Raw genomic sequence first — 14,313 nt, 5'->3', positions numbered from 1 at the left:
GAGGTTGCTTGGGAGTCAATAACCATAAAACCAAATCGGCCAACTGCCTTTCATCAAACCATACGTATAACCCAAAAAGGTGAGTTGGTACTTTCCCTCAAAATAATGCAACACAAGGAGGCGTTATGATTACCCATATAAGCCCCGCTGGTAGCATGGACTTGCTATCTCAATTAGAAGTAGAGCGCTTAAAAAACACGGCCTCGAGTGAACTTTATCAACTGTACCGCAACTGCACGTTAGCGGTGTTGAACTCCGGCAGTCATACCGATAACTCGAAAGAGCTGCTCGATAAACACCAGTCGTTTGATGTCAACGTAGTGCGCCGCGAGCGTGGTATTAAGCTTGAGCTGACTAACCCACCTGAGCACGCCTTTGTCGATGGCGAGATAATTAAAGGTATCCAAGAGCATCTGTTCTCCGTATTACGCGATATCGTTTATGTCAATATGCATTTAGCAGACGCACAACGGCTAAACCTGACGAACCCAATTCACATCACTAACCTCGTGTTCGGTATTCTGCGTAATGCCAGAGCCCTCACACCAGGTATCGAGCCAAACCTCGTCGTATGTTGGGGCGGTCACTCTATCAATGGCGTGGAATATCAATACACACGTGAAGTCGGTAACGAGCTTGGCTTGCGTGAACTTAATATCTGCACGGGTTGTGGCCCTGGTGCGATGGAAGGGCCAATGAAAGGTGCCGCTATCGGACATGCGAAGCAGCGTTATACTCAGCAACGTTATCTTGGTTTAACCGAACCTTCGATTATTGCAGCCGAGCCACCAAACCCAATCGTGAATGAGCTGGTTATCATGCCAGACATCGAAAAGCGTTTGGAAGCCTTTGTACGTATGGCGCATGGCATTGTGATTTTCCCTGGTGGTCCGGGTACTGCAGAAGAGTTGCTGTATATTCTTGGCATTATGATGCACCCAGACAACGCCGATCAGCCAATGCCTATCGTGTTAACAGGACCAAAAGAGAGTGAAGAGTACTTCCGCTCTATCGACGAGTTTGTTCGCGATACACTTGGCGAAGAAGGTCAAAAGCATTACGAGATCGTCATTGACGATCCGGCAGAAGTGGCACGCATCATGAAGCGCTCCATGGACTCTGTACGCCTTCACCGAAAAGAAAAAGGCGATGCTTATAGCTTTAACTGGTCATTAAAAATCGAGCCTAACTTCCAGTTACCATTCGATCCAACTCATGAGTCGATGGAGCAATTGGATTTAAGCTTAGATCAAGAACCTCAAGTCTTAGCGGCCAACCTGCGTCAAGCTTTCTCCGGTATCGTTGCTGGTAACGTCAAAGCCGAAGGCATTCGAGAAATCGAACGTCGAGGCCCTTTCACCATTCACGGTGATCCTGTGCTAATGAAAAAGCTCGATAAGTTACTACAGGACTTTGTCGAACAACACCGAATGAAATTACCTGGCGGTTCAGACTACGAACCGTGTTATCGCATCGCTCATCCAGAAATTGGTGGTCGATAGTCAGGCTAGCATTCGTTACACTAGGGGCATTACGCCCCTTTTTTATTGCTAAGTCATTATGTCTATTCATCTTGTTATTATTGATGCCCTAAACCTGATCCGCCGAGTGCACTCTGCACAACCGGATCCAACCGACATAGCAAGAACCATCACCACGACACAAAGAACCCTCACTCGCATTCTGTCAGAAGCCAACCCGACACACATCATTGCGGTTTTCGATCACCATGAACAAGACAGAGGGTGGCGAGCTGAGATTCTTCCAGACTATAAGCAAAATCGAAAACCAATGCCGGAACCACTGATGCAAGGTCTAGATGCGATTCAGCAAGCATGGTGGGAACAAGGTATTGATTCATTGCTTTCTGAAGGCGATGAAGCGGACGACTTGGTTGCTACTCTCGCGACGAAAGTGGCCAGTCATGGTGAAAAAGTCACCATCGTTTCTACGGATAAAGGCTACTGTCAGCTGCTTTCTCCTACCCTACAGATCCGTGATTACTTCCAACATCGTTGGTTAGATGAACCGTTTATCGAAAAAGAGTTCGGCGTAAAACCAAGCCAACTGGCCGATTATTGGGGGTTAACGGGGATCAGCTCTAGCCAAGTGCCAGGGGTTCCGGGCATTGGACCGAAAGCGGCGAAAGAGATTCTTACTCAGTTTGAGAATATTGAAGCAGCCTACGCCAGTGAAGACCTCGCACCGAAATACCGTAAAAAATTAGACGAGCACATTGAGTCTGCACGCTTATGTAAACGCGTCGCGGCTTTAAAGTGCGACATTGAACTCGGCTTTAACTTACAGGACATTCGCTTTACAGGACCAAATAAAGCGGAATAGTGTCTGATGATGGTTTCAAACCATAAAGCTCTCAGACAATAAAAAAGCGCCATTTGAAGGCGCTTTTTTCTATTCTCGGGACTATCCCCAAATGAATAGGAGATAGAATTAGTACGGCGAAATGTTCGATAGACACTGGATATGAATCGTGATTTCTTCACGATCATGATACAAATGCTTAGCTTGTAGTCTGAACTTTACCTTATTATCAATCAGGAACTGCTTCAGGTTTTCAAGGTCTTGCAGCACCTCGTCATAGCGGCCTTTCATTGGCAGCTTAAGGTTAAAGATTGCCTCTTTCGCCCAACCTTTTAACAGCCACTGGCCCATAAGGTGAGCAACACGAGCTGGCTTTTCTACCATGTCACAAACAATCCATGTTACGTTCTTACGGTCTGGTTCGAATTTAAAACCATCCACCATATGATGCTTGATCTGGCCGGTTTCCATCAAGCTGTCTGCCATCATGCCGTTATCGACACAGTGAACGAACATCGAGCGCTTCACCAGTTGGTACGTCCAACCGCCTGGGCATGCGCCTAAATCGACCCCCCACATTCCTGGAGCCAAACGCTCATCCCACTCTTCACGTGGAATAAAGACGTGAAATGCTTCTTCCAGTTTAAGCGTTGAACGACTTGGGGCGTCTGCTGGGAACTTAAGGCGAGGAATACCCATGAAGAACTGAGAGTTATTGTCAGTGTAAGAATAACCGACATAACAATGGCCAGGCTCCACAAAACAAATGTGCAATACTGGCTTCTTCGCGTTGTCTTTGTTCAACATTAGACCTTTACCGCGCAACGCTTGACGCATTGGGACAGTAAATTTACGGCAGAATTTCAGTAGTTCTTTCGCTTCATTCGTATCCGGAGTTTCAATTCTCAAATCTCCACAGCGAGGAAACGCTTCAATGTCTGCTAGCTCATTCAAAATTGGGCTAATGCGGTCATCACTTGGCAGCGATTGAAACTCAGCCGCTACCGCAAACATTTGGCGAGCGAAGATTAACGACTTAAAGTCCAAACCTCTCGCAAGTTTGTCCGCATCTCCATCTTGGTAACACTCGAAGACAACATAACCTGAGTTTCTCTTCACACGAGGGAAGCCATACACTTCCAACTGTGTCGCTTTGTCCTGAATTTCACCAGCACACTCTTTCTCAAAGCCAGAACGGCAATAGAGCATTAGTTGTTTCACTTGGAGACCTCTTTGATATTGAACGCAGCAAAAAAGAACAGACACCAACCAATCATGAACAGCAATCCTCCCATTGGAGTAATCGGCCCAAACCACTTAATGCCTGTCAGCGCCAGTGCGTAAAGACTGCCGCTAAAACAAAAGATGCCGATGATAAAGCAAATCGCTGCAATGAAAAAATATTTTTGTGCTTTTTGTCCCAAATTCAATAGCAATAAAACCGCACAAAACACAATCGCCAGCGTGTGAATAAACTGGTACAACACTCCGGTCTCAAATACGCCAAGTAAATACGGAGCCAACTGAGCTTTTAGCCCATGTGCAGCAAAGGCTCCTAGAGCGACAGAAACCAGCCCAGACAAACCAGAAAATGAGAGTAACCACTTACTTTTCACGGTACACCTCTTTGATAAACGCCGCTAACTGCTCTACCGCGAGATCGATGTTACCCGCCTCGGTATGGCCTGAGCTCTTGCGCGGTTTAAAGCTGTGGTCACCATCGGGTAAAAAACTCACCTTAACTTGCGATGAAAGGACAAAGTCATCGAATTCCTCACGCTTACCAAAGGTGTCTCGCTCCCCTTGTAGAATCAGCGTAGGTTTCTCGATATTCGCTAAGTGATCGCCTTTGAACTTTTCTGGCTTTCCCGGTGGGTGAAATGGAAACCCTAAACAGGCAATGCCCGCCACCAGCTCATTTTCAGCCAGTAAACTCGACATGCGGCCACCCATTGACTTACCACCAATGACAATAGGTTGAGAGGTAAAGTGAGCAATCACTTCTTCATAAGCTTTCAGCAGTTTTGGCGCACGATCTGGTGGGCGCTTTTTCCCATCTTCCGCTCGCTTAATCATATACGGGAAGTTAAATCGCACCACGCGAATTCCTTGCTCAACTAATCCTTTGGCAACGGCGGTCATGAAATCATGTTCCATCCCCGCTCCAGCGCCATGGGCAAAGATAAATAGAGGACCGCTCTCAGGTCCCTCAACTATCCATTGGCTCATCTAGTACTTCCTCTTGCTCTTTTCTCGCGGTCGCTAACATCCAGTCTCTAAACGTTGCGATTCGGCCCATATCTGCCTGCTGTTCATGACACACCACGTAGAATGCATTCTTGGAGATTAACACCTCGTCGAATGGCGCGATGAGTCGTCCAGCTTCCATTTCTGGCTTGGCGAGTACGTTGTTACCAAGCGCAACCCCCTGACCATGCGCAGCAGCCTGTAGCACCATCGTCGAGTGACTGAAAATAGGACCGTGGTTTACATTGATACCTTCGATGTTGTAATGACGCGCAAACTGCTTCCAGTCTTTACGCGAAGTATCATGTAACAAAGTGTGTAATTTGAGGTCACTTAGAGATTCTAATGGTTTGTTGCCTAAAAGTAACGAAGGTGAACAAAGTGGGATCAGAAACTCTTGGTACAATTTATCCGCTCGCAAACCCGGCCAATTCCCACGGCCATAATAGATAGCCACATCTACATCATCAGTCAGTGAACCTTCATCCATATCCACAGCTTTAATACGTACATCGATATCTGGCTCTTGAGCATTAAAATCGGCCAAACGAGGCACCAACCATTGGATAGCAAAACTCGGCGGTAGACTGATCGTCAATGCCCCTTTTTCACTACGTTCCAATACCTTATCTGTCGCCTCGGCAATCGAGGTGAAAATATCTTTGATGTCGAGAAAGTAACTTTGTCCTTCTTCTGTCAACAATAGCGAACGATTACGGCGACGAAAGAGCTTCAACGATAAGAACTCTTCGAGTGCTTTAATTTGGTGACTGACCGCGGCTTGAGTAACAAACAACTCTTCTGCCGCTCGCGTAAAACTGAGATGGCGAGCAGCCGCTTCGAAGACTCGAAGCGAATTTAATGGAGGCAATCTGCGAGACATATGGGACCTCAAATAGGATTAGTTTTTTTAATCTGAAACATTATAAAATGTCCGTTGTCGAACAGCCAGATAAATTCTATATTTCACCCCGCAACACGAGCCTGAACGGCTTGATTTCTTTGGAAATCAATTGGCTTCGTTGTTGCGATGTTGTGTTTGCAAACTCGTATTTCGAGTTAGGTAGATTTCTACCATAATGTTTTGTCCACACTCCCTGTGACAAAACATATACTTCCTGTATTTATTTTTGACCTGTCTGTCAAATTTGTTACACCGCCTAAATTAGGCGGTGTTTTTTTATCTATCGAAAATCTCATCCGCATATCTGGCAGCAACATCACTTTATTACTCTTCTTTCGGATTAATTATCGTTATATCAACACAAAGTATATGGCTTTGCGATAAGCCTCAACATTATGCTAAGTAATGATTAGCTGTAACGCGATCAAAAACAAAAAAGGCGCAAATTGATGTCTCAATTTGCGCCTTTTAACGTCTTTTTATCAGTCAACTATGGGCGGTAAACTTTTACGTTATTGAAGCCTTGCTCTTGCAAGTAAAGTGCTTGCAGACGGCTCATCACCCCACGGTCACAGTACAATAGATATGTCTTAGATTGGTCTAAATCACCAAACTGTGTACCCAACTTGTAGAATGGGATATGTTTCACATCCACACCTTCGATTTCGAGCGGGTTATCGTCTTCCTCTTCAGGACTACGAATATCTAGCACAACCGCGTGCTCTTCTACCGCTTCAACCTGCTCGACTTCTGGTGCTGCTTGCTCAGACTCTTTCGCGATATCACGAATGTCCATCATGCGTGCATCACGAACTACTTGCTCAAGAATGCTAAAGTCAAACTTCTCTTCTTCCGCTTCTAGCTTCGCTTTAATCGCTTTTACTGTCGGCTTCTTAGAAATAACACCACAATACTCTGGCATAGTCTTCGCAAAGTCTTCCGTGCCGATTTCGCGTGCTAGGTTAATGATGTCTTCTTTATCCCAGTTGATAAGTGGGCGCAGAATCAACGTGTCCGTTACGTTATCGATATGGCGGAGGTTAGTTAGCGTTTGGCTCGATACTTGACCGAGCGCTTCGCCTGTTACCAATGCTTCGATCTTCATCTTCTGAGCGATCATGCCTGCTGCACGCATGAACATACGCTTCAAGATAACCCCCATTTGGCCGTCATCGACTTTCTCTAGGATTTCCGCAACCACAGGTTCGAAATCAACTGAGATGAAACGTACTTTTGCTGAAGAGCCGTATTTGTTCCATAGGTAGTGAGAAACCTGCTTAACGCCGATTTCGTGCGCTGGACCACCTAGGTTAAAGAAACAGTAGTGTACTTTTGAGCCACGTTTGATGTGTAGATAGCTAGAAACACCAGAGTCAAAACCACCAGAGATCAAGCTCAACACGTCTTCTTGCGTACCCAGTGGGAAGCCGCCTAGACCTTTATGACGAGCCAGCACTTGGTTTAGCTTATCGTTCGAGACTTCCACCTTGATCGTCACGTCTGGGTTTTGCAGCTTAACTCTTGCGCTCTCAATCGCTTGGTTTAAACCACCGCCGACATAACGCTCTAGTTCGATAGAGGTAAAGTCGTGCTTACCGCGACGCTTCGCACGTACAACAAAGGTTTTATTTTCGAGTGCAGAGCGATTTAGCTCCAGTACTTGTTCGAAGATATCGTGCAAGTCTTTAAATTCGGTCTGCTTCACTTCCAGTACGTGGTGAATGCCTGGTGTATGAGTCAAAACCTCAAGAACTTCAGCGTGGAATTCGTTACTCTCAGAGGTCACTTCAATGTGATCACGACGGTTGAATACCGCGACAGATTCCGTGCGGCTCTTAATGATGTTACGAATGTTGCACTCTAAAATCTTTGTGAAGCGCTTACGCACAGATTCACTTTTTACAAAAATTTCTGGATGGGGCTTTACAATAAATTTCATAGTCTAATTCGCAGGTTAGTTTCGCAATCAACAAAGAGTGACACTCAACTTCAATACTTCATACGCAGTAAAACCGCGTTTCAGTCACAAAAAGTAGTCTGAGCTCACTTTTAAGGCGCAAGATTATACACCCAAGCGGATTGGAAAAACAAAAAAAGCGAGCAATCTGCTCGCTTTCTTATCTCTCTACTGACTTAAAACTAAAGTCTAGTTATTGAATTACAGGCACTTCTTCACTGTATAGTGGTTCGCCTTGCATGATGCTGATTTCAACCCGTCGGTTAAGCGCGCGATTTTCATCAGAATCATTCGGCAACAATGGTTCAGTATCTGCCATGCCTCGCACTCTCAAACGTTGATGAGAGAAGCCTCTCACCTTCTCCATCTCTTGTGCAACCGATACGGCGCGCTGAGAAGAGAGATCCCAGTTAGAACGATAAAGCTCTGAGTCCAACGGTCGGTTGTCCGTATGACCAGATACTCGCACAATGCCTGGCATGTCTTTTACTAACTCTGCAATTTGTCGAACTAAAGGACGGAATTTAGGCTGCAAAAAGGCCGAACCTTCAGGGAATGCACCTTTTTCACGCATACGTATAACAATCTGTTGGCCAAGATTTTCAACTTCAATCGCACCTTGTTCAATCTCTCGCTCTAAGGCTTTCTTGATGCTTTCCATCAAGGTTTCCATCTCTTGCGACATCTCTTCAGATTGCTGCTGTTGCATGTCCGCTTCTGCAGATTGATTGTTTTGCGTTGACGTTTCTGGCGATTGACCACCGGTTAACTTTCCTTCATCACGCTTTGTGCCACCAGCTCGGTCAGACTCCCCTTCATGAAATTCGAGCGTCTGCTGAGTGATGTCCATGGTTTGCTGCATGATGACATCAATCGGCGTTGGTTCCGGTCGGCCCGGTCGAAACTCTTGAGCAATGATGCTAGTACCTTTGGGAATGTCTTTCACTTCAAGTTGATTTTGTACACCGAAGGCAAATTTCATTGATCCCGCAATCTGTTTGAACTTCAGCACGTCCATCTCAGAAAACGAGAGCAGAAGAACAAAGAAACACATCAGTAGCGACATTAAGTCCGCGAATGTCCCCATCCATAACGGGAGACCAGGTGGCGGACAATCGCATTTGTTATCTTCATCATCCATCACTACTCTCCAAGTTACTCGTCAATCTCAAGGGCACGTTTACCTTCGTTGAGGTAGTTCTTCAAGTAGCTATCAATCACTCGCGGGTTTTGACCATCTTGAATCGCTAATACGCCATCCATGATCAAACGGCGGTTTAGCGTTTCTTGATCACGGCGCAGAGAAAGCTTATCCGCAATAGGGAAAAACACCATGTTGGACAGGATCGCGCCATACAATGTGGTTAAGAGTGCAACCGCCATTGCTGGTCCAATCGCTTTTGGATCATCCATATTTGAGAGCATCGCGACTAAGCCAACCAAGGTACCAATCATCCCCATTGCAGGGGCAACGTCACCAAAGGCGCGAAATACGCCAGTGCCTTGAGTATGTCGTTCATCCGTAAGCGCGATGTCTTTTTTGAGTGCCGCTCTCACAACGTCGGCATCATGGCCATCAACCAGTAGATCAATGCCTTTCTGCATGAATGTGTTGTTTATTTCCATCTCTTCAAGAGCAAGAAAACCACCTTTACGTGCCGCATCGGCCATTTCCACAATTTTTGCGATCAAGTCTTCCGGTTCATCCGCTTTAAACATGAAGGCTTTGCCTGCGATCTTTGTTGCACCAAAGAACTGTCCCATTGTGAACTTCATCAGTACTACAAATATTGAGCCACCAACGACAATAAGGATCGACGTGACATCGACAAACATGCCGATGCTGCCACCAAGCACCATCGCCATAATGACGAATGCAAAACCACCAATCAAACCTAATAGGGTTGCTAAATCCACAAAGCACTCCTCACGCTATACTCAAATACTGCCATTGGGCGGATTATTACCTGTATCGACAACTCGCGCAGAATTTTTAGAAAAATCTTAGCTAATGGATCACAAATTAGACTTAACAACCTTAACCAAAATATGGGGTTTCAGCGCTTAGGCTCGTTTAACGCTAATTTTGTGACAATTATATAAGGTTAAATTTGACCAAGTTACTAGGCTAAGGTAACTTTCGTGCATCTTCTCCAAGGCTTGATTAAGGCAGAAAAAAGATGGCGGTCAAGAAACCAGAAAACATGACCTTCGAAGCAACCATTGAAGAGCTTGATAGCTTGGTTGATCAATTAGAAAATGGCGATCTTGCCCTAGATGATGCTCTACGTAAGTTTGAACGAGGCATTGCCTTAGCTCGTGCCGGCCAAACTAAACTTAGCGACGCCGAACAGCGCGTAAGTATTCTTCTCAGCGAAGATGATGAAGCACCACTGAGTGACTTCAAACCAGATTCAGAATAACCATCAGTAGTGAGCAATGTGATGCAACAGACATTGACGTCTTTTCAACAAAGAAACAATCAGCAATTGAACTTGTGGCTCGATCAGCTTCCATATCAAGAGCAGCCATTGATTCAGGCAATGAAATACGGCCTTTTGCTAGGTGGAAAACGCGTTCGCCCTTTTCTTGTTTACATCACAGGTCAAATGCTCGGCTGTAAACCTGAAGACTTAGACACTCCTGCCGCTGCTATCGAATGTATACATGCCTATTCACTCATTCATGATGATCTGCCAGCCATGGACGATGATGAACTGCGTCGAGGTCAACCAACTTGTCATATTAAGTTTGATGAAGCAACCGCAATACTGACAGGTGATGCACTACAAACTCTCGCCTTCACCATTATTGCAGATGGTCAATTAACCCCGGCGGCAGAAACTCAACGCATCAACATGATCAAAGCGTTGGCGCATTCTTCTGGCGCCAACGGCATGTGTGTTGGGCAAGCCTTAGATTTAGGCGCAGAAAATCGCCAAGTTTCTCTTGAAGAAATGGAAGAGATACACCGTAAAAAAACCGGAGCTCTGATTGATTGTGCGGTAAAATTAGGTGCATTAGCTGCTGGTGAGAAAGGTATCGAGGTTCTACCTCACTTGGAGCGCTACTCAAAAGCAATTGGTTTGGCGTTTCAGGTTCAAGACGATATTCTTGATATCATCAGTGACACAGAAACACTGGGTAAGCCTCAAGGTTCTGACCAAGGTCTGAATAAGAGCACTTATCCTTCCCTGCTGGGTTTAGAGGGAGCCATTGAGAAAGCTCACACTCTGTTACAGGAAGCACTTCAAGCATTGGAAGCTATCCCATACAATACTCAGTTACTCGAAGAGTTCGCCCGATATGTCATCGAGCGCAAAAATTAACACTATAAGCGCGCATTTATATGACTCTTGATATTTCAAAGTACCCAACACTGGCGTTAGCAAATACACCGGAAGAATTACGTCTCCTTCCGAAAGAAACATTACCAAATCTGTGTGATGAACTGCGAACGTATCTGCTAAATTCAGTGAGCCAATCTAGCGGACACTTAGCGTCTGGCTTAGGCACCGTAGAGCTAACTGTCGCTCTGCATTATGTTTACAACACCCCTATCGACAAATTGATCTGGGATGTTGGTCATCAGGCTTACCCGCATAAAATCCTCACCGGACGTCGCGATAAAATGCCAACAATTCGCCAAAAGGATGGTCTACACCCTTTCCCCTGGCGTGAAGAAAGTGAATATGACACCTTATCTGTCGGTCACTCTTCGACATCTATTAGTGCAGGTCTTGGCATGGCCATCAGCGCACAAAAAGAAGGTAAAGGTCGTAAAATCGTCAGTGTGATTGGTGATGGCGCAATTACAGCAGGCATGGCATTCGAAGCCATGAACCACGCTGGCGACGTTCATCCTGATATGTTGGTTATTCTGAACGACAACGAAATGTCGATTTCAGAAAACGTCGGCGCCCTGAATAACCACCTTGCGAAAGTACTTTCTGGCAGCTTGTACACTTCTATCCGTGAAGGCGGTAAAAAAGTGTTGTCTGGTGTTCCACCTATTAAAGAGTTGGTTCGCCGTACGGAAGAACACCTCAAAGGCATGGTAGTGCCTGGTACTCTGTTCGAAGAGTTCGGCTTTAATTACATTGGCCCGATTGATGGGCACGACGTCAATGAACTCGTCAAAACGCTAAAAAACATGCGTGAGCTCAAAGGTCCTCAGTTCCTACACATCATGACCAAGAAAGGCAAAGGTTATGAGCCTGCCGAGAAAGATCCTATCGGCTACCATGGTGTTCCTAAATTCGATCCAACGCATAACTGTCTACCGAAAAGCAGTGGCGGTAAGCCAACTTACTCAAAGATCTTTGGTGACTTTTTATGTGACATGGCGGCCCAAGATCCTAAGCTAATGGCAATTACGCCAGCAATGCGCGAAGGCTCGGGTATGGTACGTTTCTCAAAAGAATATCCAGACCAATACTTTGACGTGGCGATTGCTGAGCAACACGCTGTGACACTTGCAACAGGCATGGCAATTGCGGGCGATCATCCAATCGTAGCTATCTATTCGACTTTCTTGCAACGTGGTTATGACCAACTGATCCACGATATCGCGATCATGGATTTACCAGTAATGTTCGCTATCGACCGTGCAGGTCTCGTTGGTGCAGACGGCCAAACTCACCAAGGCGCATTCGATCTAAGCTTTATGCGCTGTATTCCGAACATGGTGATCATGGCGCCAAGTGACGAAAACGAATGTCGACAAATGCTTTACACTGGCCATAAACATACTGGCCCTAGTGCGGTTCGATACCCTCGCGGTAGCGGGATGGGCGTAGAAATCGAAACTGAGTTTACGGCTTTAGAAATCGGTAAAGGACGCATGGTTCGCCAAGGTGAAAAAGTTGCTATTCTGAACTTTGGTACTTTCTTGGGTAACGCGCTAGAAGCGGCAGAATACCTTAACGCCACTGTTGCTGATATGCGCTTTGTGAAGCCGCTCGATGAAGCATTAATTCGTCAATTAGCCGCAGATCATGATGTGCTCGTGACGTTAGAAGAAAATGTTATCGCAGGTGGTGCAGGTGCTGGTGTCGTTGAGTTCATGATGAAAGATAAAATCATTAAACCTGTGTTGAACCTAGGTTTACCCGATGAGTTTATTCATCAGGGAACACAAGATGAACTGCATGAAGAGCTTGGTCTCGATGCAAAAGGGATTGAACAATCCATCTTGGATTATTTAGCAAAATAGAATTTAAAAAGGGATGCTCATGGCATCCCTTTTTTATGTCCAACGTTTAATTCATCCAGCCTGCGTATTTTGCGACTAGAAACAGGGCAACACCAGCCATAATTCCCGCCACGATATCATCAACCATAATACCCAGCCCACCGTGAACTCGCTTATCTAGCCACCCAATTGGCCACGGTTTTACCATGTCGAAAAAACGGAACAGGATGAAGCCAGTGAGCAACCACTTCCACTCGGTCAACGGAATATTTAACGCAGGGACGATACCCATCGTAATCCAAAAACCCGCAAATTCATCCCATACGATTGAACCATGATCATGTACTTTCATGTCTGCAGACGTCACTTGGCAGATTTGAATGCCGATCACACACGAAATCAGAACAACAATGACATACGCCGTAAATGGCAATTGCGCCAACAACAAAAAGAAGGGCACGGCCGCCAGTGTCCCCATTGTTCCTGGAATAAACGGGGATAATCCACTGCCAAAACCCGTCGCCAATAGATGCCACGGGTTCTTTAATGAAATCAGAGAAAGAGGGTTGGTCATATCCTTAAACCTATACTGCTAGTTTGGTTTCAATCGTCATGCCTGTGAGTTGCTCAATAGTAACAGGCTCTTGGCTAGAGCTTAGCTCAGATCATTTAAAGTGGTCGAAGCCACTTAAGTCCCAATCAAGTGGTTGATTGTTATCATGCAGCTCGAAGGTTCCATTTGGTCGGATTTGACCAATACATGTGACCTTACAGCCAGTATGAGATAAAGCGCTTTGTAACGAGCCTCGATTTTGCTCCGGCACGGTAAAACACAACTCGTATTCTTCGCCACTTGCTAAAGCATACTGCTGCGCGCTGATCTTATCATCTAAAAACTGGACTAATTCTGAAGAGATCGGTAGCTGAGAGACATCAATACTCACCCCAACCTGAGATCGCTGTAAAATGTGCTTAATATCAGAGATTAAACCATCTGAAATATCTATCGCCGACGAGGCTAAGCCAACAAGAGCTTGTCCAGCAAGCACACGCGGAGAACTAAGGTAATGAGCTCGCTCTAGTGCTTCCGCGCCGACTCTGCTGCGCAGAGAGTCATCTAGAATCACATCCAAACCAGCTTTTGCATCGCCAAGGTTTCCCGTTACGTATACCCAATCCCCAGGCTTTGCGCCGGATCGCGTGAGCGCTTTGTCTTCAGGTACAAAACCTTGCACCGTTAGTGTCAGACACAATGGCCCTTTGGTGGTGTCACCGCCTATTAACTGGATACCATAGTAATCAGCCAGTTCGAAAAATGCATCACAGAAAGGAGCCAGCCATTCTTCATCTGGCTCGGGCATCGTTAATGCAAAGCTCACCCACGCAGGCGTTGCGCCCATCGCAGCCAAATCACTGATGTTAGAAGCCAATGCTTTGTGTGCGACCCATGCTGGGTTCGCGTCGGCTAAGAAATGCGTTCCAGCTACCAATGTATCCGTGCTAATCGCAATCTGAACATTAGCTGGCGCTTTGACCAAAGCGCAATCATCACCAGCGGCTAGATGGACATCTTTACGTTGGCTCTGACGACCGACGAAGTACTTGTCTATCAGATTAAATTCACCAGACATAATCACTTACTTTTTGATGTAAAAGCTTTTGATACAAAAAAGGTCAGCATGTGCTGAC

At 45.8% G+C, this 14,313-nt stretch carries 14 protein-coding genes; 5 read left to right on the top strand and 9 right to left on the bottom strand.

Going from position 1 to position 14,313, the window contains the following annotated elements; genetic code table 11:
* The first annotated feature begins 125 nt into the window (after window positions 1-125).
* Window positions 126-1,502 carry a nucleotide 5'-monophosphate nucleosidase PpnN gene (gene ppnN, locus NL643_RS08210; RefSeq protein WP_005391372.1) on the top strand — a complete coding sequence of 459 codons (1,377 nt, stop codon included), beginning with the start codon at window positions 126-128 and terminating at the stop codon, window positions 1,500-1,502.
* 58 nt (window positions 1,503-1,560) lie between these two features.
* On the top strand, window positions 1,561-2,343 hold the full coding sequence (gene xni / locus NL643_RS08205) for a flap endonuclease Xni (protein WP_005391374.1): 783 nt from the start codon (window positions 1,561-1,563) through the stop codon (window positions 2,341-2,343).
* A 108-nt stretch (window positions 2,344-2,451) separates the two neighbouring features.
* On the opposite strand, the gene rlmM is transcribed toward xni, so the two are convergent.
* The 7 genes from rlmM to pomA form a co-directional block, all read right to left on the bottom strand.
* Window positions 2,452-3,543, bottom strand: a complete 1,092-nt coding sequence (gene rlmM / locus NL643_RS08200) for a 23S rRNA (cytidine(2498)-2'-O)-methyltransferase RlmM (protein WP_005391375.1) — start codon at window positions 3,541-3,543, stop codon at window positions 2,452-2,454.
* Window positions 3,540-3,938, bottom strand: a complete 399-nt coding sequence (locus NL643_RS08195) for a DUF423 domain-containing protein (RefSeq protein ID WP_005391376.1) — start codon at window positions 3,936-3,938, stop codon at window positions 3,540-3,542. The genes rlmM and NL643_RS08195 overlap by 4 nt, the downstream gene beginning before the upstream one ends.
* Window positions 3,928-4,551, bottom strand: coding sequence for an alpha/beta fold hydrolase (locus NL643_RS08190; protein ID WP_253644254.1), 624 nt, complete (start codon window positions 4,549-4,551; stop codon window positions 3,928-3,930). Before NL643_RS08190 ends, NL643_RS08195 begins: the two co-directional genes overlap by 11 nt.
* Entirely contained in the window at window positions 4,532-5,452 is a 921-nt protein-coding gene (locus NL643_RS08185) for a transcriptional regulator GcvA (RefSeq protein ID WP_005391378.1), read from the bottom strand. Before NL643_RS08185 ends, NL643_RS08190 begins: the two co-directional genes overlap by 20 nt.
* 511 nt (window positions 5,453-5,963) lie before the next feature.
* Complete coding sequence (thiI, locus tag NL643_RS08180; protein ID WP_031780206.1) at window positions 5,964-7,412, bottom strand: tRNA uracil 4-sulfurtransferase ThiI; 1,449 nt, start codon at window positions 7,410-7,412, stop codon at window positions 5,964-5,966.
* Window positions 7,413-7,623: 211 nt separating this feature from the next.
* Window positions 7,624-8,571, bottom strand: a complete 948-nt coding sequence (locus NL643_RS08175; protein WP_253644253.1) for a flagellar motor protein MotB — start codon at window positions 8,569-8,571, stop codon at window positions 7,624-7,626.
* Between the two features lie 14 nt (window positions 8,572-8,585).
* Window positions 8,586-9,347 (bottom strand): flagellar motor protein PomA, encoded by a 762-nt coding sequence (gene pomA / locus NL643_RS08170; protein ID WP_005381564.1) that lies wholly within the window; start codon window positions 9,345-9,347, stop codon window positions 8,586-8,588.
* A 263-nt stretch (window positions 9,348-9,610) separates the two neighbouring features.
* Between pomA and xseB the strand changes: the two genes are divergently transcribed.
* From xseB to dxs, 3 genes are read left to right on the top strand one after another with little or no spacing between them, the layout of a single operon-like run.
* A complete protein-coding gene (gene xseB, locus NL643_RS08165) occupies window positions 9,611-9,853 on the top strand; it encodes an exodeoxyribonuclease VII small subunit (protein WP_005381566.1) in 243 nt (80 codons plus the stop codon).
* Window positions 9,854-9,874: 21 nt separating this feature from the next.
* Entirely contained in the window at window positions 9,875-10,759 is an 885-nt protein-coding gene (gene ispA / locus NL643_RS08160) for a (2E,6E)-farnesyl diphosphate synthase (protein ID WP_253644252.1), read from the top strand.
* A gap of 20 nt (window positions 10,760-10,779) precedes the next feature.
* On the top strand, window positions 10,780-12,645 hold the full coding sequence (dxs, locus tag NL643_RS08155; RefSeq protein ID WP_048626092.1) for a 1-deoxy-D-xylulose-5-phosphate synthase: 1,866 nt from the start codon (window positions 10,780-10,782) through the stop codon (window positions 12,643-12,645).
* Between the two features lie 46 nt (window positions 12,646-12,691).
* On the opposite strand, the gene pgpA is transcribed toward dxs, so the two are convergent.
* Complete coding sequence (gene pgpA / locus NL643_RS08150) at window positions 12,692-13,198, bottom strand: phosphatidylglycerophosphatase A (RefSeq protein ID WP_046874310.1); 507 nt, start codon at window positions 13,196-13,198, stop codon at window positions 12,692-12,694.
* A 91-nt stretch (window positions 13,199-13,289) separates the two neighbouring features.
* Window positions 13,290-14,255, bottom strand: a complete 966-nt coding sequence (gene thiL / locus NL643_RS08145) for a thiamine-phosphate kinase (RefSeq protein ID WP_109169997.1) — start codon at window positions 14,253-14,255, stop codon at window positions 13,290-13,292.
* Window positions 14,256-14,313: the final 58 nt, after the last annotated feature.

It is taken from the genome of Vibrio sp. Y42_MX_L11, from assembly GCF_024181785.1.
GTDB classification, from domain to species: domain Bacteria; phylum Pseudomonadota; class Gammaproteobacteria; order Enterobacterales; family Vibrionaceae; genus Vibrio; species Vibrio diabolicus.
Note: the sequence above shows the minus strand (reverse complement) of the source record. Positions and strands in the feature narration are given on the sequence as shown.

What these genes read in the sequence shown, in the direction of transcription:
- thiL (WP_109169997.1), bottom strand. Translation starts at nt 14,255, where the DNA reads ATGTCTGGTGAATTTAATCTGATAGACAAGTACTTCGTCGGTCGTCAG.
- ispA (WP_253644252.1), top strand. Translation starts at nt 9,875, where the DNA reads ATGCAACAGACATTGACGTCTTTTCAACAAAGAAACAATCAGCAATTG.
- xseB (WP_005381566.1), top strand. Translation starts at nt 9,611, where the DNA reads ATGGCGGTCAAGAAACCAGAAAACATGACCTTCGAAGCAACCATTGAA.
- thiI (WP_031780206.1), bottom strand. Translation starts at nt 7,412, where the DNA reads ATGAAATTTATTGTAAAGCCCCATCCAGAAATTTTTGTAAAAAGTGAA.
- NL643_RS08185 (WP_005391378.1), bottom strand. Translation starts at nt 5,452, where the DNA reads ATGTCTCGCAGATTGCCTCCATTAAATTCGCTTCGAGTCTTCGAAGCG.
- ppnN (WP_005391372.1), top strand. Translation starts at nt 126, where the DNA reads ATGATTACCCATATAAGCCCCGCTGGTAGCATGGACTTGCTATCTCAA.
- dxs (WP_048626092.1), top strand. Translation starts at nt 10,780, where the DNA reads ATGACTCTTGATATTTCAAAGTACCCAACACTGGCGTTAGCAAATACA.
- xni (WP_005391374.1), top strand. Translation starts at nt 1,561, where the DNA reads ATGTCTATTCATCTTGTTATTATTGATGCCCTAAACCTGATCCGCCGA.
- NL643_RS08175 (WP_253644253.1), bottom strand. Translation starts at nt 8,571, where the DNA reads ATGGATGATGAAGATAACAAATGCGATTGTCCGCCACCTGGTCTCCCG.
- pgpA (WP_046874310.1), bottom strand. Translation starts at nt 13,198, where the DNA reads ATGACCAACCCTCTTTCTCTGATTTCATTAAAGAACCCGTGGCATCTA.
- NL643_RS08190 (WP_253644254.1), bottom strand. Translation starts at nt 4,551, where the DNA reads ATGAGCCAATGGATAGTTGAGGGACCTGAGAGCGGTCCTCTATTTATC.